This window comes from Kitasatospora sp. NPDC089509 (genome assembly GCF_044749365.1).
Lineage (GTDB): Bacteria > Actinomycetota > Actinomycetes > Streptomycetales > Streptomycetaceae > Kitasatospora.
The window spans coordinates 24,770-42,566 of record NZ_JBIVHS010000011.1; the positions used below are offsets into that span (position 1 = coordinate 24,770).

The 17,797-nt window shown below is 69.5% G+C and carries 21 protein-coding genes and 1 pseudogene; 8 read left to right on the forward strand and 14 right to left on the reverse strand.

Going from position 1 to position 17,797, the window contains the following annotated elements; genetic code table 11:
- Positions 1-1,107 precede the first annotated feature (1,107 nt).
- From ACIP4P_RS22985 to ACIP4P_RS22995, 3 genes and pseudogenes are all read left to right on the forward strand, one after another.
- Positions 1,108-1,434, forward strand: a complete 327-nt coding sequence (locus tag ACIP4P_RS22985) for a helicase associated domain-containing protein (RefSeq protein ID WP_400921144.1) — start codon at positions 1,108-1,110, stop codon at positions 1,432-1,434.
- On the forward strand, positions 1,347-1,832 hold the full coding sequence (locus ACIP4P_RS22990) for a response regulator transcription factor (RefSeq protein WP_400921146.1): 486 nt from the start codon (positions 1,347-1,349) through the stop codon (positions 1,830-1,832). The genes ACIP4P_RS22985 and ACIP4P_RS22990 overlap by 88 nt, the downstream gene beginning before the upstream one ends.
- Positions 1,833-1,946: 114 nt before the next feature.
- Positions 1,947-3,151 (forward strand): annotated as a pseudogene (locus ACIP4P_RS22995) (IS110 family transposase).
- Here the strand turns inward: ACIP4P_RS22995 and ACIP4P_RS23000 are convergent.
- Entirely contained in the window at positions 3,118-3,633 is a 516-nt protein-coding gene (locus ACIP4P_RS23000) for a hypothetical protein (protein ID WP_400921148.1), read from the reverse strand. The pseudogene ACIP4P_RS22995 and the gene ACIP4P_RS23000 sit on opposite strands and share 34 nt — an antisense overlap.
- Positions 3,634-4,359: 726 nt before the next feature.
- Between ACIP4P_RS23000 and ACIP4P_RS23005 the strand changes: the two genes are divergently transcribed.
- The 3 genes from ACIP4P_RS23005 (at position 4,360) to ACIP4P_RS23015 (ending at position 6,341) form a co-directional block, all read left to right on the forward strand.
- Complete coding sequence (locus ACIP4P_RS23005) at positions 4,360-4,920, forward strand: SigE family RNA polymerase sigma factor (protein ID WP_400921548.1); 561 nt, start codon at positions 4,360-4,362, stop codon at positions 4,918-4,920.
- Positions 4,920-5,603, forward strand: coding sequence for a hypothetical protein (locus tag ACIP4P_RS23010; RefSeq protein ID WP_400921150.1), 684 nt, complete (start codon positions 4,920-4,922; stop codon positions 5,601-5,603). The genes ACIP4P_RS23005 and ACIP4P_RS23010 overlap by 1 nt, the downstream gene beginning before the upstream one ends.
- A gap of 330 nt (positions 5,604-5,933) precedes the next feature.
- Positions 5,934-6,341, forward strand: coding sequence for a hypothetical protein (locus ACIP4P_RS23015; protein WP_400921152.1), 408 nt, complete (start codon positions 5,934-5,936; stop codon positions 6,339-6,341).
- 235 nt (positions 6,342-6,576) lie between these two features.
- On the opposite strand, the gene ACIP4P_RS23020 is transcribed toward ACIP4P_RS23015, so the two are convergent.
- Both ACIP4P_RS23020 and ACIP4P_RS23025 read right to left on the reverse strand, forming a co-directional pair.
- Complete coding sequence (locus ACIP4P_RS23020; protein ID WP_400921154.1) at positions 6,577-6,753, reverse strand: hypothetical protein; 177 nt, start codon at positions 6,751-6,753, stop codon at positions 6,577-6,579.
- Positions 6,754-6,887: 134 nt separating this feature from the next.
- Positions 6,888-7,280, reverse strand: coding sequence for a ubiquitin-like domain-containing protein (locus ACIP4P_RS23025; protein WP_400921156.1), 393 nt, complete (start codon positions 7,278-7,280; stop codon positions 6,888-6,890).
- Between the two features lie 548 nt (positions 7,281-7,828).
- Here ACIP4P_RS23025 and ACIP4P_RS23030 point away from each other — a divergent pair.
- Positions 7,829-8,401, forward strand: coding sequence for a hypothetical protein (locus tag ACIP4P_RS23030; RefSeq protein WP_400921158.1), 573 nt, complete (start codon positions 7,829-7,831; stop codon positions 8,399-8,401).
- 423 nt (positions 8,402-8,824) lie between these two features.
- On the opposite strand, the gene ACIP4P_RS23035 is transcribed toward ACIP4P_RS23030, so the two are convergent.
- The 3 genes from ACIP4P_RS23035 to ACIP4P_RS23045 form a co-directional block, all read right to left on the reverse strand.
- Positions 8,825-9,436 (reverse strand): hypothetical protein, encoded by a 612-nt coding sequence (locus tag ACIP4P_RS23035; RefSeq protein WP_400921159.1) that lies wholly within the window; start codon positions 9,434-9,436, stop codon positions 8,825-8,827.
- A gap of 363 nt (positions 9,437-9,799) precedes the next feature.
- Positions 9,800-10,576 (reverse strand): hypothetical protein, encoded by a 777-nt coding sequence (locus ACIP4P_RS23040; RefSeq protein WP_400921161.1) that lies wholly within the window; start codon positions 10,574-10,576, stop codon positions 9,800-9,802.
- Between the two features lie 456 nt (positions 10,577-11,032).
- On the reverse strand, positions 11,033-11,461 hold the full coding sequence (locus ACIP4P_RS23045; protein WP_400921163.1) for a hypothetical protein: 429 nt from the start codon (positions 11,459-11,461) through the stop codon (positions 11,033-11,035).
- Positions 11,462-11,587: 126 nt separating this feature from the next.
- Here ACIP4P_RS23045 and ACIP4P_RS23050 point away from each other — a divergent pair, with 126 nt between their 5' ends.
- A complete protein-coding gene (locus ACIP4P_RS23050; protein ID WP_400921165.1) occupies positions 11,588-11,815 on the forward strand; it encodes a hypothetical protein in 228 nt (75 codons plus the stop codon).
- 63 nt (positions 11,816-11,878) lie between these two features.
- Here ACIP4P_RS23050 and ACIP4P_RS23055 read toward each other — a convergent pair whose 3' ends face one another.
- The 8 genes from ACIP4P_RS23055 to ACIP4P_RS23090 all read right to left on the reverse strand — a co-directional run bounded on the left by ACIP4P_RS23055 (position 11,879) and on the right by ACIP4P_RS23090 (position 17,588).
- Positions 11,879-12,385: a hypothetical protein gene (locus tag ACIP4P_RS23055; protein WP_400921167.1), complete on the reverse strand. Its 507-nt coding sequence runs from the start codon at positions 12,383-12,385 to the stop codon at positions 11,879-11,881.
- A 334-nt stretch (positions 12,386-12,719) separates the two neighbouring features.
- Positions 12,720-13,484 carry an alpha/beta fold hydrolase gene (locus ACIP4P_RS23060; protein WP_400921169.1) on the reverse strand — a complete coding sequence of 255 codons (765 nt, stop codon included), beginning with the start codon at positions 13,482-13,484 and terminating at the stop codon, positions 12,720-12,722.
- A gap of 620 nt (positions 13,485-14,104) precedes the next feature.
- Entirely contained in the window at positions 14,105-14,518 is a 414-nt protein-coding gene (locus ACIP4P_RS23065; RefSeq protein ID WP_400921171.1) for a hypothetical protein, read from the reverse strand.
- 213 nt (positions 14,519-14,731) lie between these two features.
- Positions 14,732-15,058 (reverse strand): hypothetical protein, encoded by a 327-nt coding sequence (locus ACIP4P_RS23070; RefSeq protein WP_400921173.1) that lies wholly within the window; start codon positions 15,056-15,058, stop codon positions 14,732-14,734.
- Positions 15,059-15,233: 175 nt separating this feature from the next.
- On the reverse strand, positions 15,234-15,473 hold the full coding sequence (locus ACIP4P_RS23075; protein ID WP_400921175.1) for a helix-turn-helix domain-containing protein: 240 nt from the start codon (positions 15,471-15,473) through the stop codon (positions 15,234-15,236).
- A gap of 73 nt (positions 15,474-15,546) precedes the next feature.
- Positions 15,547-15,750, reverse strand: a complete 204-nt coding sequence (locus ACIP4P_RS23080) for a hypothetical protein (protein WP_400921177.1) — start codon at positions 15,748-15,750, stop codon at positions 15,547-15,549.
- 540 nt (positions 15,751-16,290) lie between these two features.
- On the reverse strand, positions 16,291-16,809 hold the full coding sequence (locus ACIP4P_RS23085; RefSeq protein ID WP_400921180.1) for an Imm21 family immunity protein: 519 nt from the start codon (positions 16,807-16,809) through the stop codon (positions 16,291-16,293).
- A gap of 191 nt (positions 16,810-17,000) precedes the next feature.
- Complete coding sequence (locus ACIP4P_RS23090) at positions 17,001-17,588, reverse strand: SMI1/KNR4 family protein (RefSeq protein WP_400921181.1); 588 nt, start codon at positions 17,586-17,588, stop codon at positions 17,001-17,003.
- Positions 17,589-17,797: the final 209 nt, after the last annotated feature.

Genomic DNA, 17,797 nt, shown 5'->3' on the forward strand with positions numbered 1-17,797 from the left:
TAGAGGGTGGTGCTGGCGGTGTCGAGGAGGGTAATGCGGGCGTGGCGACCAGGACGCCGACCAGGCGCGGCGGGACCGGGCCCGGAGCTCAGGCCGGCGAGCCAGGCCGGCGGACGGGCGGGACCAGGGCGGTGCCCCGGCGCAGCGGCGCAGTGAGTCCTGCGGCGGGCGCGGCGAACGGCACACCCAGACGGGAAGTCCTCCCGTGCCCGCCGCCTCCGACGGGTGCGACGGTGGCGACGAGCGGCACTCGGGCGGCAGGGCCTGTATCGGTCGCCCTCGCGTCTTCAGGGCCGGGTCCGGGTGTGGCTGTTTGTGTGCAACCTGACTGGTTGTGTGGTGTTGCGGGCGGGTCGCGGGCCGGTCACGGTGAGGGCGTAAGCGGCTGTCTGCTGCCGTTCCCCTTTGCCTCATTGAGCACTTTGTTGAGTACGGGGACAACTGTCACTGCACAGGATTCGGAATCCGATTGAAACTGACAGCATGACATAGGTCCTGGGAGCAACTACCTGAAGAAGTACATGCCTTGCATGAAATGATGTGGGTCCCTGGCGCGACTTCTCCCGCCGGGCAACCAGCGAGTGGATCCGAGCTGACCGGATCGATGACCGCCGCCTCTGACCGGACGGCGATCGCCTCCAGCATCGTCTGACCACCGTTGGGATTCATGGTGGTGGCGCGGGGAGCGGCCACTGCCGTACCCGCCATTGCAGAGGTGGCCAGCGCCGCGATCAGTACAGCAACGGCAATACGACTCGGCTTCACGTGATACCGCCTTCGTGGTGGGCTGCGGGTGAGGAGATCCGAGCTGCACCCGTCAGTCATACCCCGGATTGTCATGGAAGTGATAAGACGTTTAGCTGTCACCCGAACAATGCAGCCGTGTTCTCCGGCGGAGGCCACGGCAACGCAAAGCTGACGGCCTTTGCCTCAGTAACGGGCCGCCTTCGGTGCTGCCCGCGCGAGCAGCACCTCCAGGTCGAGACCGAGTTCCTCGACCAGCTCCCGGCACAGCTCTGTGATCTGCTACCGGGGGTGACGATCCACGGGCCGGACATCGGCCGGTGGCTGGAGCGCCAACGCCAGCACATCGTGTAGCAGGGGCTGATGGACGAGCAGCGCGAGCGCCGGGCCGCGCTCGACATCACACCGCTCGCGGCCCCGGCCGAGCATGAAGGCGCAGCAGGTCGGAGGAAGACCGGCGCCGGGAAGCCGAGCGCCTTCGACCGCGGCATGACCGCGCTCGCCCAGTACCGGGAACGCACCGCAACGGTGACCCTCCCCCGCAGCCACATCGAGGACATCCCCGACGGCGACAACGGCACGGTCGAGGTGAAGCTCGGAGTGTGGATCTCCAACACCAAGACCCGCCGAGCCATGCTCACCCCAGAGCAGCTCGACCAGCTCGCCGCGCACGGTCTCCACTGGCACTGAACGGGGACGGGCCCGGCGCCCGCCGAGAAGCGCCCCCAGGCAGGCCCGGCCCGCCTGCGCCCGCCGCGCCCGAGGACCCCCAGACCGGACTGACCGCCACCGAACGCGAGCTGCTGCGCCTGCTCGGCTCCGGGCTGACCAACGACGCCGCCGGACAGCGCCTGGGCATCTCCTCCCGCACCGTCAGCCGCCACATGTCCTCGATCATGGAACGCCTCGGCACCAGCAGCCGCTTCGAAACCGGCATCAAAGCCGCCCAACACGGATGGCTATGCCCCCCGTTACCTTCTTCGTGGCCCCGCAATGGGGCTCCCGGCCTCCGGTCCGGCATGACTGTTCCCCCCTGCAGTTCGCATGATCCGGGGGGGGTGGTGCCACCGGGCCGGAGGCATCGGTAGACCACTGATGGAGGCAGGACCACCAACGTGCCGGGAGGCTCTTCGTCACGTGGATGCCGGCGATCGATGCCACGCCAACGAGGCCGGGACAGCACAACCTCGTAAGGGATCAGCGTGATCGACACCGGCGACGTGGACGTCTTCCTCGGACTGGACGTCGGCAAGGGCGAGCACCACGGCACCGCCGTGACCCGGGCTGGCAAGCGGGTCTTCGACAAGCGTCTACCGAACAGCGAGACCAAGATGCGGGCCGTGCCGGACAAGCTCACCGCGAAGCACGGCGCCGTCCTGGTCGTGGTCGACCAGCCGGCCTCCATCGGCACCCTGCCCCTGGCAGTGGCCCGGGACGCCGGCTACCGGGTCGCCCACCTGCCCGGCCTGACGATGCGGCGCATCGCCGACCTCTACCCCGGTCAGGCCAAGACCGACGCCCGCGACGCCTTCGTCATCGCGGACACCGCCCGCACCATGCCACACACCCTGCGCGGCATCGAGCTCACCGACAAGGCCATCGCCGAGTTGGAGATGATCGTCGGCTTCGACGACGACCTCGCCGGCGAGGCGACCCGCGTCGCCAACCGCCTGCGCGGACTGCTCACCCAGATCCACCCGCACCTGGAGCAAGTGTTGGGACCCGGATCGATCACCCGGAGGTACTGGCCCTGCTGGAGCGGTTCGGCTCACCGGCCGCCCTGCGCAAGGCCGGACGCCGTCGCCTGCTCGGCGTCGCGCGGCACCTGGCCCCGCGCATGTTCGAGCGCCTCGTCGAGGAGATTCTCACCGCGCTCGACGAGCAGAGCGTGGTCGTCCCGGGCACCGAGGCGGCCGCGCTTATCGTGCCGAGCCCGGCCGGCTCACTGCGGGCCGTCCTCGACCAGCGCAAGCTCCTGGAGAAGCGGATCCAGGAGCTGCCGGACGAGCACCCGCTGTCGCAAGTCCTGACCACCATGCCGGGCATCGGGACCAGGACCGGTTCCCGAGTCCTGATCGACGTCGGCGACGCGAGCGACTTCCCGACCGCCGCCCACCTGGCCTCCTACGCTGGCCTCGCCCCCGCGCCCCGCAGCTCCGGCTCCTCCATACGCGGCGAGCAACCCTCCCGCCGCAGCAACAAGCAGCTGAAACGGGCGTTCTTCCTGGCCGCGTTCGCCTCACTCGGCGACCCTGCCTCCCGCGCCTACTACGACAAGAAGATCCGCCAGGGCAAACGGCACACTCAGGCTCTCCTCTGCCTGACCAGACGCCGCATCGACATCCTGTTCGCCATGCTCCGCGACGGCACCCTCTACGAGTCCCGGTCCACAGCCGTCAGCAGCTGAACTCCACGGGGATCTGCCAGCAACACCACGCGGTCCGCCACTGGATCGAACCCGAGCACCGGGTTCCCCCAGCCGCCTCCCGCCGTCATCCGCACAGGCTTGCCCAGTCGGCGCCCGATCAAGCCCAGGAAGGCGCACAGGATGTCCACCCCCTCCTGGCCCTGCAGTTCCCGAAGGTCGACATCGAAATCGATCTCACCCGACGACATCGGCCAAAAGTTCACCAGCACATCCGGACACGGCCACACCCGCAGCACGGCCATATCCGCGTCGGCAGGACGCGACAACAGCGCCTCCGCGGAGGGCAACGGAACCAGGCCCTTGCCCTCCCAGTACTCCCACATCCAGCCGCACGACCGGACCAGGTCAAACACCAACTGCCAGTCCTCGACCGACGTGCCCTCCACACAGATGTCCGGCAGGGCACCCATCAGGTCAGGGTCGAAGAAGTCCTTGACGTTGTCCCACAGCAGATCCGGCATGCCGTCATGTTGCCCGCCGGGCCACCCGACCGCAGCCCGATTTCGTTGACGACCCCATAGAGGCACCCCCCGCTGGCGGCCGGGGGTGGTGGTTCGCGTCAGGCACGCACACAACCCGCGAGCAGACGAAGACACCTACCCGGCCCAAAGCCGAGTCAGCCCCGCCAGGACGAGCACGCGGGCACGCACCCGGAGGTAGCCCCGACACACCCTCGCCCCGCTACCGGTCCCGGTGACAGCCGCGTGCCGATGTGACGTCTCTCGTGCCTCGGCACGGCGGAGGAGCAGCCAGGCACAGCCGGGGCAAGGCGTCGTGGCCACAGGGCGCCGGGCAGGCGCACGGGCACCGCGACGGGCCGATGGCGGGCGGCCCAGCTGCCGAGGCCGTGGGCGAGTTCGCGCCTGAAGCGGTCGGTCCCGCCGGCCGCCGCGGACCTACTCCCCGGGCCCTCGGCCCTCCGCCGCCCCGCTCCGGCCGGGGCCGCGCGCGGAGCGTTCGGTTCCGGCGTGCAACCCTGGCGACGGCGCGGCGGTGAGTAGGGCAGAGCGATGGCCCGGTCGGGCCGTCGCGCCGATACGAAGAGGAACCGGATGACCGTGAGCATATTGCCCGTCCCGGTGGAGGACGGGCCCGCGCCCGGACCCCCGCCGACACCCGCCGGCGGCCCCGGGCCGTGGGGGGCCGACACGGAGGCGGCGGACTTCGAGGCGGCGGACCTGGAAACGGTGGACACCGCAGCGCTGCGCCCCGAGGCGGTGGGCTTCGAGGAGTACGCCGCCTCCCGCTGGCCGCGCCTGGTGCGCACCGCCTACCTGCTGACCGGCGACCACCACGAGGCCGAGGACGTGGTGCAGGCGACGTTCGCGAAGGTCTTCCGGAACTGGCCCCGGATCAGCCGCCTCCACGAGCCGGACGCCTACGTCCACCGGGCCCTGGTGAACAACAACCTGAGCCGCCACCGGCGGCGCCGGGTACGGCAGTTGCTCGTCCCCGTGCTGCCGGAGCGGGCGCACGCCGCAGGCAGCGGCCACCGCGACGTCGAGGAGCGGTCGGTGCTGATCCAGGCGCTGGCCCAACTGCCGCAGCGGCAGCGGGCGGTGGTCGTCCTGCGGTACTGGGAGGACATGAGCGAGCAGCAGGTCGCCGAGGTCCTCGGCTGCTCGCTGGGCAACGTGAAGAGCCAGGCCAGCCGCGGCCTGGCGAAGCTGCGCACCCACCCGGCGCTGGACCCGTACGCGGCGGGTACCGGATCGACGACGGACGGCACGGACGGAGGCAACAGGTGATGGACACCGAGGACATGGTGCGCGGGGCCCTGCGCGACGAGGCGTCCGGGCTCGCCGTGGGGCAGTGGTCCGCCGAGCCCGTACGGCTTCTGGCCCGCCGCCGGCAGCGCCGGCGCCGTACGGTACTGGGCGCGGCGGCCGTGACGGCCGCGTTCGCGGTGGCGGCCGGCACCGGCACCGTGCTCTCCGCACAGCACGGGGACCGCGGCACCGCCCCGGCCGCCCGGGCCCCGCAGCTCCCGGCCGGGCCGGCTCCCGAACCCGTCGTGGTGCAGCCCGGCCAGCAACTGCCGCTGGGCCGCCCCGACTGGTGGATCCGGCTGGCCGACCGGGAGATCTGCATCCACGACGCCCCCTCCTACCACGGCGGCCCGGGCTGCAGCGGCTACTCCTGGCTGCCGGGCGGCGGCACCGAGATCACCATGCAGTACTACGGGGACCCCGCCCAGAGCTCCGAGGGCCTGTACAACCTCGTCTACCGCGGCCCCGGACCGGTCGCCCGGATGACCCTCGAAGTAGACGGCCGCGCCTACTGGGCCACCGTCACCTCGCTGCCCGGCACCCCCGGCTACACCAGCGGCCACGCCTGGGCCCCGGCCACCCCGAACGACCACCCCCTCCAGGGCGTCCGGCTCGCCGCGTACGACACCCAGGGCAAGCTCCTGGCGAGCAAGACCCTGTAGCAGGCCCGTGCGGGCCCGGACCGGTCAGCGGCCCGGGCCCGCCGCCCCGCCGTACCCCCGCCCGAGTCCGGACAGCAGAGCCCGGTACTCTGACCGCCCGGGTCCACCAGGCCGGCGGTCGTGACCGGCGTACCGATGGATGTGGAGCATCATCCGGGCTGACAATCCGTCGGCTCGACACGTGCCGAGGGGTCGGCCGGGAGCGCTGGTAGAAGTCGGGCGATCCCGCCGAGCAAGCGCGGGCGGGACCGCACCTTGTGACACCGCCATGGCCGCACGGCCAACGACCAGATCGGGGCAGCACGCTTGAAGCCGGTGAGGGTGTATCCGTTGTTCCAACGCCTGGTCATCGTGGCGGTGGGAACGATGTTCTTCCTGTTCTCCGTGGCGGGCATCGTGCTGGAGCCGATCGGCGCCAAGATCATGTTCGCGGTCATCCTGCTCTTCTCCGCCGCCTGGACCCACCAGGGCGTCCGAATCGGCCTGGTGATCGGCCCGGACGGCATCGTCGAGCGCTCCATGGGCCGACCACATCGCATCGCCTGGCCACTCGTCGCGGAGGTGGCTGTCGCGAGCCCGCCGAACCCTGGCCCAGGCGTCTCGATGATCGTGGTGCGCCTGCGGGACGGCCGCGCGATACAGCTCCGCGGAACCGCGCGCTACGGGAAGAACAGCGTAGAAGACATCGAACACCGCCTGAACGCCTTCCGCTCCGCCGCAACCGGCCCGGCCGCCTGACGCCGAACCGCGGCCGAGGCGCACTTCGGCCGCTCCGGTGGTCGACCCCAGCGGCGGGCACAGCAGCACCGAAGACGGCCACCCGGCGCGCAGCAGGGGTCATCGGTCTCGTCGCTGCCCAGGATGCGCCGCCCGGTGTGGAAGGCTCCGAGGAAGGAGGCGTAACCGTACCCAGGCCGGACCGGGCACGGCAGGCCTCGGGGGTTGGGGACGGCAAAAACCGGCACGGGCACGGTCACCGACCACAGGCAGCTGAGCCGGACGGCGGCCCACTCACCAGGTGCCACCGGGCGGCCCGGTCGAGGGCGGACAGCACTGCGGTGGTCGCCGGGTCCAGCCCGACCAGTGAGATGCCACCGCAGGCCGAGGCCGGGGTGGGCAGCAACTCGGCATCGACCGGGTCCTCATCCACCGGGGCTCTCCTTGTCGTCCACCCGCTGCTCGGCCTCGGACTCGGCGTCACGGTCCGCGCGGTTCATGTCCTTCTGTGCGGTGCGGGTCGAAACTGCCGTAGGGCGGCCGCTCGTGCTTCGGTGGCCGCCCTCGTCACAATGCCTCGGCGGTGACCTCCGAACCGGATTCGATCTTGTAGTAGCCCAGAGTCCTGGCGTCCTGCAGTTCTTGAAGTCGGTGGATCAGGACGACGTCCTGCGGGTTGGCCTGAAGCTTCCCGGCGACGGTTTGCCGCAGGTGCGCCACAAGCGTGTCCGCTGTCAGCCCGTCGATCGTGAACGAGCGGAGCCCTCCCAGCACGTCGACCGATTCCACCGTGATCGAGAAGGTCTGCGCGGACTCGGACCGCTGTGCCGCGGTGAGGGTGTGGGCTCCGGCAGGCACGGCCAGGGCCTGGCCGGCGCCGAGGGAGAACAGGCCTCCCAGCGCCAGTGCCGCCGTGGCGACGACGGAAGCGGACCGACGGAAAGCAGTGCTGGGCGACACGATGCTCCCTGGACTTGTTCTTGTACTCCGGGGTCGAACGAAGTGGCGGACCGAGTTGCTTCCCCGGGGATCCACCGGATGTGGGAGCGGTGTCCTCCCGGCCCTGAACCCCGTTCAGGGTGTGCGTGAGGCATCGTAGCGGCCGTTGAAGGCACGCTTGCCGCCTCGTTCTCCCGGCAGCCCGTGTGTCGGGGCGGATTCGTCCGGATGCTCCGTCACCCTCGCAGTCGTGGCCGGACGCCCGGGGTACCCGCGGGACGTGGCGCGGGAGCCGGCGGCTCCTGGCAAAGGCACCGAGGAGCTGCTCGCGTGCCGCCGGTACGCGCTGACCGGCAACACGCGAACAAGCGAGCGGTTCTGATGCCGCAGGTCAGGGCGGGGGTCTTGACTGGTGAGCTCGCCTGTTCAGGTGTCGCGTATTCGCGGCTGAGCGCAGTTGAGGCTCACGGTTGGTGATCTGCGCAACCTCAGCGGGACCCGGCTGTCCGCTGGTCGGCGATTGCGATGATGGGCGGCGGCAGGTCTCAGGTGTCTCTGGAGGAGCGATTATGGCGTTCAGGACCGAAGCCGATTCCGAAGTCGTCGGACGGGACGAGTGGTCCCATTCGCCGGCTGTCGGTGTCGGACCGCTCCGGTTCGGCATGACAGTCGACGAAGTGGTGGAGGCGACCGAGATCCTCGGCCAGGCGAAGGTCACCGAACTCGCACGGGACTACCCGGTCTTCTCGCCGACATGGAAAGTCGAGCTCCACCGTCACGGAGCGGCCCCTTCGACTCCCGCCGTCACGGCCTACGTGAGCCAGGCCGCGGGACTGTTCTGCGTCGCTGCCGACGCCGTGCGGGGTCCCCAGGTCGCGTACGACGGCATCCCGCTGGTCGGGCGGGACCTGTCGGAACTGGAGAACGACCTGATCGCGTACGCCGAGACAACGGACGTGCACCTGCGCTACACACCTGAGGGCTACCCAGGACCGGACTCCGGGGTCCTCATGCGCGGCCAACCGGTGGGACAGGTCCTACGATCGCGTCCGCTGTTCATGGTGACGCGCGACGGCGCGCATACCGAATGGGACTCGCTGCCCTCCGAGGAGTACCACGTCAATGGCCGGTCCACGGCCTGACAGGGTGTGTGGCTCGGCCCCGATCACTCGGTCACGGGTCATGGCCATTTTCGAGGAGTCATTGCCAGCGCTCAGCGGCGCACCGGCTCCAGGCGGCCCCGATGTCGGTCGCGGCCCGCTCGGTGGTGTAGTCGGTGCAGCCGAGCGCCTTCGCGGCGACGGGCGGCGCAGTGTGCGCGACGAACCGCCGCAGTGCCTCGGCGCGGCCGACGCCGGGCGCGATGCCGGCGTCGACGTGCGCCTGGCCCAGGACGGCGGCAAGCGCGGCGGCCGCGCGGCTCGCCGGAGCCGCCCCGCAGTACCGGCCCCGTACGCCGACGCTGCCCGGACGGGGCCGAGCACCGGTCCTGGCACGTCTCCGGCTGGCCGGGGACCCGTCAATATCCTGGCCCGACCTCGCCGTTGAGCATGCCTGCGGGCTCACTACCAGTTCTGCCGCGACCAGTCACCCCGGGCTCGATATGCGCGGCCGTCACCGATGTGCCGCACCCCGCCGGGGACAACGTCCCCGTGGTACGGGTACCGCTGGGTCACCGCCGCCAGCAGGAACTCCAGGAAGCCCCCCTCGAACAGGTCCCACTCCAGCATCGAGTCGAACTTCGCCGCGACCGGCCACCGGTCCGGATCCGGGCCCCGCATCAGCCAGAAGAACTGGTCGGAGCCCCAGTTGTTGCCCCACTTCAAAAGCCCGCCCTCAGCCGGGAACAGCGGATGGGGGCACTCGTCGTAGTCCCCGTTCTCGTAGGCCTGGGCCAGCATGGCACAGTAGCCGTAGGGCTCCGTCGTGTAGTAGAGGAATCCCTCGAAGCCGAGCGGCTTCCCCCTCTTGGGACTGGGCGCTGTCGATGGTGCGTGAACGTGCAGTTCGTCGCTGATGCTGACCCTCCCGTACCGGTCGACGAACGCCCGAAAGTCCGCCGGCAACTGGAAACCGACCGCCCCGGGCGCGAGCTCCCACGGAACCGGGACCACCCCGCCCTCGGGCGGCGGCCCGATCACCGCGCCGAGCCGCACCAGCATCTCCCCGATGTCCACATCCACTCCCCCCGACAGCCACCCACACCCAGCGCAGGCTATCCACTCCCCCTGACACCGCCCCCTTCAGCCGGGCCAGGCCGATCGGCAAGGACCCGGTCATCCCCCACAGCCGGCTCCGGCACATCAACGGCCCACCGACCAAAGCGTCCTCACGACGTGGGCCGCGCTGCTCAGCGGGCGGGAGTCACCGCAGGCGCAGGTTGCCGTTCTCGTCCACAAGGATGGTCAGCTCGCCGCCGGAGTTCTCCCGGAGGATCCTCCGGTTTTGGCGGCAGTTGCTGATCTTGAGGGCCGTGAGTGTTCACGAGAAATAGCAGCACGAGCAACGCGCAGTGCGTCGCTCGTGGCCTCTGCCGGGTGTCACCGTCCGGCGCGTGGCCGGGTGAGTCCGGCTCCGACTCTGGTCAGCATCTGACCGAGGAGGTGGAGGGCTCGTGCCCGTTCCGGTGCTTCGCGTGCTGTTCCCGCCCAGTAGGCGTCGGTGAGGCTCTCGGTCATGGTGCGGATCCGGTCGTCGTCCTGCTCGGCCAGCACGAGGACGAACCGCACGAAGTCTCCGATGTCGGTGCCCTGGGAGTGCTGGTCCGCGAAGCTCTGCAGGCGCGGCGCCAGGGCGGCCAGAGTGCGATCCGTCGGGAAGACAACCGCGAGGCCGGCGAGGACCAGTCGAACCGCAGGGCATTCGGCTGACCAGCGGGTCAGCAGATCCGGAGTGCGGGCCTGGACTGCGCTGCGAGCCCGGGCCTCGCTGTCGGGATCGGCGTGCCGCGGGGTGGTCGGCCAAGCCTCGGCGAGGTGGCGCTCGGCAACGGTGGCCGCCCTGAACAGCAGATGGACGGCTTGGAACCGATGCCGGGCGGGAACTCGGTCGTCGACGGCGCGGGCCGCGAGCAGGGTGAGGCCACCAGCGGTATCGGGGCGGCAGGTGTCCTGGTGGAGGATCTCGCCGTAGAAGTCGCCGAGGAAATCAGCGTCGTCCCGGTAGGGGGCGATCTCGGCGTCGAACAACATCGCCGCCTGGGGCGGCCTGAGGCCCGGAAGGCGGTCGGCGATGACGCCCCGGAAGAGTTGCCGGATCGGCGGACCGGAAGCGATCGCGCCGCTCCCGGGCTGCTCGGGGTCGGCATGCATATCCATGGCCAGCGCAGCCTACTGGAGCGTTTCGGACGGTCGACCGCCTGCACGCCACCTACGCCGTGGAGGCCGTGCCGTGGACCTGGGCGGAATCGGTGCGCCCGGGCGAACGGATCGTCAACCCCTGGGGCAGGTTCGAGTACGTGGCCCTGACCGTGGCCGAGGCCAGTGGGAGCGCTCGCGGCCGGGTTCACGGCCCCGCCCAGTTCATGGCCGACCGCACAAGCCCCGGCCAGGCGAGCAGCGGACCGGCCGCCTACGCCGCGGTGCGCTCGGGCGTCGACCCCGAGGTCCGACGGATACTGGACCGCGACCCGGCAGGCCTGGGCGACTGGGGCCTTCGGCGGGCGGTGCGGGTCGCCGTGCCGGACGCCGTGGTGTTCACGCATTCCGGGCCGAACGGGCCGGCCGTCCTGTCGAGCGGGGGTCGGCGCAGGGCGAGGCTGGCGGTGTCCGGCATCAGGCACCGTCCTCGGAGCCGTGCTCCAGGCGCTCGTCCTCGGCGTCGACCCGGGCTTGGAGGTCCAGCCGCCGCTGTGTCCGGGCCGCTTTCTCCTGCCGGTAGGCCTCCGCAATGCCGGGGGCGTCCTCCAGTCGGTCCATGTCGACCAGGTAGACGGCGAGGCGCTCGCCCTCGTAGGGGCCGCTCTGTTCGGTGAACTCCCGGTCCAGGCCGGTCCGTTCGACGACCACCTCGTCGCGGTCGAGGTCGAAGGTCTGACGGGCGACGCCGAAGTAGACCCGTTCCCCGGTGAACTGCCGGCCGCCGATGGTGACCTGGGCTCCGGACTTGTACGCGGCGGCGAGCGCCTCGGGCTTACCGACCGCGCCGAAGCCCAGGTGCCCGCGGGTCTTGATACGTGTGATGATCCCGATCGGGACGTCCACTCCTGCCTCCCGGTGCTCTGACGAGATGTCAGCTTGGATGTCCCGAATCTACAGCCTCAAGCTGTAGCAGCATGGGGGTGCGGCCCGGGTGCGGGAGCAGGCCGATGAGAACGGGGCAGGCCTGGCATGGGAACGGGGCTGGCGCTGGTCGGCACGGCGGCCTCCGGGGTGCGCTCGGCCGTGGCGGATCTGCGGCCGGCCGCCGAGGAGAACCCGGCCGTCGCCGAAATGCTGGCCGCCGTCCCGGTCGACACCACCCACATCGAGGACCTGGTCCAGCGCGGACCCGCCGCGCCCGTCTGGTACCCGGTCAGCGCGCGGGGCGGGCGGGCGCGCGGGTGGACCAGGAAGTAGATCGAGACGGATTCGGTGTTCACGCGCACCAGCGTGATCACCGCATCCACCGCCGGCAGTGTCTCAGGCGGCGAAAGAACTCCCGTCCAGGACTCGCAACGCGGTTCGTGCCGCCTGTCCGTCGTCGGTTCGTGCCAGTTCCTCCAACGCCTGACGATCGGCCCACCCGAACACCTCCCGCAGTTCGGGAGTGAGATCGAATCCGATCTCTTGAGCAACCCAGTCCGCGATCACCAGGGCGTCCGCGACGACCGCCGGATCAGTGGCGACCTCCGGTCCGAGGAGCGAGAGGCCTCCGTCGTTGGCTCCGTAAGCGAGCGCCAGCGCCACCAGGGCCCAGCGGGCCACCCGGTTAGCGGGATCACGGACCAACTGTTCGCCGGCGTAGTCGTGCAGCTTGTGGATCGTCACGCATTCGTTCGCCCAGCCACGCCAGAACTCATCGTCGCGTGGCAGCGCTTCCAGAGCCGATAAACCGTCACGCAGAGCCCGCACCATGCGCTCAGCGAACTCGGCATGGCCAGTGTCGAATCCGGACTGTCGCAGCTGCTCGATCTTGGGCTGGTTCACCTGACCATCATGAGGGCCGTGAACGTCCACCGCCTCCAAAAATGAACTGGCCCCTCCGCCCCGCGCCTGTCAGGGACACGGACCGTCAGGACCCGGATCACAACCTACCGGCCCAACCCCGGCTCGTCCTTGCAGACACTCCCACCCACGTCACCCAAACAGGTGGCTCCCGTTCTCACCGCTTACCATGAACCTGCACCGCTGTCCATCTCCCTCACAAACGGACCAATGCGGCTCTCAGGGCCACCGCCCGAGTGGCTCCCGTTCGACCCGCCGAAAGCAGTGAGCCACTACGGATGGAGCGCGCGAGCACAGGCCGTTGGAGCCGCACAAGTCAGTAGGGCTCTGACAGAAAGGCGGTGACCTCGGCGGCGAACTGCTCAGGAGCATCGTGATGCACGACGTGTCCGGCCTCCGGTTCGACCAGGCGGGCCCGCAGGCCGAGGCCGGCGACCATGTCCTGGGCGTGATCGGCCGCCAACTCGTCGCTCCTTGTTCCACGGACCAGCAAGGTGGGGCAGGACACCGCCATCCAGTCGTCCCAGTGATCGCCGCTCAGAGCCTTCTGCGATGTCACGGTGTCGTCCGTTCCGAAGGAGAAGCCCCAGCCCCGATCCCGCTGCCTGAACGAGCACTCCAGATAGGGCGCGGCCGCGCCCAGGGCGGCTACCAGGGACTCTCTCGACGGAGCCGTCGAAGGAAGACGCGTAGTAAAGGACCAGTCACAGTCCACCACCGCGCCGATGTCCTCCACGATCAGCCGGCTGACCCTGCCAGGGTGCCGGGCAGCGAACTGGTAGGCGTTCACCCCGCCCAGTGAGTGACCCAGTATCGGCACCGGGCCGAGGCCCAGATGCCGGTGGAAAGCGACGAGATCGGCGACGTAGTCGCCTCGCTCGTAACTGGTGGCACGGTCGGAATCTCCGTGTCCGCGCTGATCGAGCGCGATCACCCGCCACTGCGGCGCCAATGCCGCTGCGAGCGGCGCGAACGCGGACGCCTCGTTGTAGTGCCCGTGCAGGGCCAGCAGCGGCCGCCCCAGACCACCGAAGTCCAGATACGACAGCTTCAGCCCAGCCGCTCTGAAGAACTCACGCATGACGCGGAGCATAGAACTCAGCACCGACAACCCACGGCTGACAAGGAGTTCACAACACTCCGACTGTCCACGCAGCCGTGCCCCAGGCACGAATCATCCCCGCCAACCAGCGCTTCTGATCCAAGTCGCACGGCAAAGCAGTAGAAGACTCACTTACTGCCCTCTCAGGACCAGCGACTTCCTAGAGCCCGGCTGCCGAGGATCGGACACAGTTCCCAGGAACACGTTCGGAGGAAACGAGCGTGGAACTCCGCAGCCTTGCAGGTCATAGCGATGCCGCTGGACACCGAAACGCGGAACCGACAGCCGCGCACTGGACCTGTCGGAAGTCCGGCCCACCCGTAGCCAGCTGCCAGAGCCGGGGCGACGTCGGTACCGGCGGGGCGCGGCCGGGCCCGGATCCGGTCGCACGTACGATTCCCTGCCGTGGGCAAAGAACAGAAGACCTTCAAGTACACCGGCGACCTGATCACAGCGCAGCGCGCGTTGGTGACGGTGCGGGCATAGCGCCGGGCGTTCCTGGCCACGCTGCCGTCCTGGGGCGGTTCGGCCGCCAGATGCCCGGCGCGGCCGCAACCGTCCTCGCCCTGCTGCCCGCAACGTGCGACATCCGACGCTGGTCAGAGCGGGGGCTGGGTGTCGGATGATTCACGTGCCGGACGCCCGGCACGTACGAAGTCGATGTATTCGTCTTGTACCAGGCCGGTGTTGACCCATCGGCTGCTGACCGTTCCCGCGCGACCCGCGGCCTCGGCCAGGGCGGTCAGCGGGTCGTCCGCAGTGGCGACCAGACGACCGAACTCTTCCTCTTCGTCGTCCAGGTCGAGCGGTGGGAACTCGACGAGGTCCATGAAGCCCGGGTGGCCGACATCCTCGGCAGTGTGGAGGAAGACCTCGTAACGTCCGGAAGCTGGTCTGACCTCGACCCAGCGGACACCAGGCCGTTCCGGCGAGCCGGTGGGACCCAGAAACTGCTCGACGGACCGACCCCGCCTCAGTGCTCCAACGGCGCAGGCCTCTACCAGATAGCGCATCCGTGCACCGTAGAGGACGGTCCCGTGCTGTCTGAAGCCGACCGGGGCAAAGGGCCAGGCACGGGCCAGGAGCCGGCTCCCGATGTGGAGGCCGCGGCAGGCGGGGCGCGGGCCGCCGCGTCAGGCCGCTGAGTGCTCGGCCTCGGTACGTTCGCGGAGTCCGGTGCCCCCAGCACGTCGGGCTGGGCGGGCACAGCGGTTCGTGTCGTGGTGTCAGGAGCAGTACTCCCATGGTACGACGCAGAAGTGGGCGGCGCTGATCGTGGTGTCGCCGGCGCGCTCGGACTGCACCCAGACGTTGAGGTCCCGAGATCCCTGGTCTCCGGACGGGCTGTAGTAGAGGCCGAGTCGGCGGTCGTCGAGGTATCGGGCGAGGTCGGCTTCGACCGCGGAGGGCCTGCGGCCGATCAGCTCGATGCCGGCGAGGACGACCCGGGGGCCGGTGCGTCCGTGGACGGTCACCCCGCCCAGCTCGGGCCTGTCCCCCACGTGCCAGTAGTGCGCGGTCAGCCCGGCCCGCTCGAAGCGTTCCCCGGTCACGTGCCATTCCTCGGGATCGCCGTGGGCCCCACAGGGTGTGACTCGGCCAGCAGACTTTCCCCGTGTACGGCCAACACGGCAGCCCTGAGCGGGAATCGGATCCGCTCCTGTCGCTCGTCGCGTCCGGGCTGGTGAGGATACAGGGCTGGCAGGGCGAGGGGGCCCGCCGTCGGCCCTACGACGCACGGCTACAACTGGGCTTGGATCGGCTTGCCGTAGCCTGCGCCCGCGACAGACCGCCCCTGTCGGGGTAGGCCTGGTGCCACTGGTAGGCCGACTTGCAGCTCACCCGGAGTTGCCGGGCTACCTCCGGAGGCTTGACCCCTTCGTCGAACAGCGCGGCAGCCTCCAGGCGCACGGTCTCACGGCGCTGACGTGCCTTCGCTGTCAGCCCGCCCCCATCCGCATATCGCATGCCAGACGGTCTTACAACGGCAGGTGACCGTCCCTCAGCGAAACGGCAGATCCATCACCCCAAAGAGCTGATGTCAGTAAGCGCGATGGCGCACCTTCTCCACCTCGTTCAACCGCGCCGCGTCCCGACCCAGCGCCCGGGTCAGCTCCTGCACCGTCGCCGGCCCCGACGCGGCCAGTGCCGTCTCGAAGACCTGCTGGTAGGCACCACTCAGCGCATCGGCTCCAAGCCCCGCCTGCCACACCGGCGGCCGGGCGTCATAACCCTCCCGCAGCACCGGGCCCGCCCCGCCCCGCCCACGGGCTCCTCCACCACGGCCGACGCTCCTGATACCCCGTCACTCTCCCGGCCCGCAGCCACTCCTCCGGCGAACACGAGCGCCACCTCCTCACGGGCGATCCACGCATGCTCCAGCCGCTGCCGGGCCGACTCCGCCTGCACCTCAACCTCCCGCACCACCTCCAGCCAGGACTCCAGATCCTCCCGAGCCCGCGCCTCCCGGACCTCCAGCAACGCGATCACCGACGGCATCCCGCACCTCCAGGGCTGGGCACTACACCGCTGGCGCCACAGTGCGGTCACCTACGACGCCGAGAACGGCACCAGCACCCCGATGCTGCTGGCCCGCTCCCGCCACGCCTCCGTCCGCTCGCTGGAGCGGGACGCCCGCCCCCGGCGTCGACGCGGCCGCCCAGCACGTCGCCGCCCAGGGCCCGCCGCCGCTGACCAGCAATCACGCCAGACATCGTCCCAGGTCAGCGATGCCCGTTGTATTCGCGGCGGATGATACGGCGCCCCCAGGATCGATCGCGCCGACTCACTGATGCGGGAGGCGTCGCAATTGGACGAGAACAAGTGAGGTCAGTGGATCGGGCTCAACATGCGCCGCGCGCACGGCATAGCACCCAGGCTCCAGTGCGACGCGCAGGTGATCATCTCCGGTGATCTCGTTCCCGGACCAAACTGCGTCGAACAAGAGCACAGGCCCTGATACAGCCCAGTGCAGGTCAGGTTCCCACGCGGCCGCGCCAATCGCAGCTCCAATGCTGTAGAGGAGCTCCGCCTCAGATTCCGCAGCACACCACCGCACGAACAGGTCGTGCTCAGGAAGGAACGTGGTCGAGGCGGGATCGCCACCGAGGACCAGGACGTTCTCCTGGCCAACAGGGACAAGGCCGGTCCAGCTGTCTACGCCGCAGGCCCTGTCGTAATCATCCTCAGAACCATCGCCATCCGATCCAAGCCATGACAGCAAGGCAGTCTCCGGGACCACGACCAGCGGCCCGCCGTTGGACTCCACCCACTCAGCCACACCTGGATCTGCATACCTGACCACGTGAGGAAGCTACAGGCGGGCAGTGACAGCCAGCCTGCCTTTGTGACAACCATCGCGCTTCGGCTCAGTAGCTGGCGGTTTCTGGAAGTGATAGTTAGCGGCCTTCGCGACCGTCGATTACAGAGCGTGAGGCGCGCACCCAGACAGCGGTTACGTCGATCCTTTGCCGCAGCTGACGGGTGCTGACTTCCTCACCAATGTGGATCGGCGTCCCACTCGGGGTCGGGCTCTCTGTTCTGCTCGTACGACTCGAAGGTGTGGGTGTCGAAGTAGCAGGCGATGGAGAACGGCTGCCTGTGATCCGTGAGGACCCGGTAGATGAACTCGCTGGTGGAACCGTCGAATCGCTCCCAACCGGCGGCGACATCGTCATGCGCCTGAGCGAGGATCGGCCAGCGGTCGGGATCGGCGGATTCGGTCAGCCAGAAGAACTGGTCGGCCTGGACCGAGTCCGCCCACCGAAGTAGGCCCCCGGCGGCCGGGAACACGGCATGCGGACGAAAGAGGTCGCCGATCCAAGGGTCGGCAGCGGCTTGTTCGCCCAGCCGCTGGGAGTTCTTGATCAGATCGTGGTGCGGGCCCGGCGTGTCAGGGGTTTCGAGCTGCAGGAACCCGTTGAACTCTCCCGAACCGAACCACTCCGCCAGTTGCTTGTAGTCGGTCGGCAGGGCGATGCCGAGCCGGGCCTCGACCGAGGGCCAGTCGATCACCCTCTTCGTAGCGGCCTCCCAGCCCGTGATGGTTGCCAGCTTCTCACTCCACGTTGCTGCTGTGTCCACGGTGCCGAGTAAATCGCAATGATCTGACAATGCTCGGCGCGGGGCCTCTGCACCCCTGCTTCAGAGTCGCAGTCACTGAGCCCGGGACACGCTAGTTGGAACCAGTGAGGCCCGGTGAGCTGGTGGCTGTTGGATAGTGGACACGCTTGTTGGCAGCACGTGGTCACGCTTCTTGCAACAAGCCGTGAGTTGTCAGTCTTCTTGGCCCC

Coding starts and splice junctions, on each gene's coding strand:
- ACIP4P_RS23030 (WP_400921158.1), top strand. CDS start 7,829: ATGGCGTTCAGGACCGAAGCCGATTCCGAAGTCGTCGGACGGGACGAG.
- ACIP4P_RS23000 (WP_400921148.1), bottom strand. CDS start 3,633: ATGCCGGATCTGCTGTGGGACAACGTCAAGGACTTCTTCGACCCTGAC.
- ACIP4P_RS23040 (WP_400921161.1), bottom strand. CDS start 10,576: ATGGATATGCATGCCGACCCCGAGCAGCCCGGGAGCGGCGCGATCGCT.
- ACIP4P_RS23010 (WP_400921150.1), top strand. CDS start 4,920: ATGGACACCGAGGACATGGTGCGCGGGGCCCTGCGCGACGAGGCGTCC.
- ACIP4P_RS22985 (WP_400921144.1), top strand. CDS start 1,108: ATGGACGAGCAGCGCGAGCGCCGGGCCGCGCTCGACATCACACCGCTC.
- ACIP4P_RS23065 (WP_400921171.1), bottom strand. CDS start 14,518: ATGCGCTATCTGGTAGAGGCCTGCGCCGTTGGAGCACTGAGGCGGGGT.
- ACIP4P_RS23075 (WP_400921175.1), bottom strand. CDS start 15,473: ATGCGATATGCGGATGGGGGCGGGCTGACAGCGAAGGCACGTCAGCGC.
- ACIP4P_RS23050 (WP_400921165.1), top strand. CDS start 11,588: ATGGGAACGGGGCTGGCGCTGGTCGGCACGGCGGCCTCCGGGGTGCGC.
- ACIP4P_RS23060 (WP_400921169.1), bottom strand. CDS start 13,484: ATGCGTGAGTTCTTCAGAGCGGCTGGGCTGAAGCTGTCGTATCTGGAC.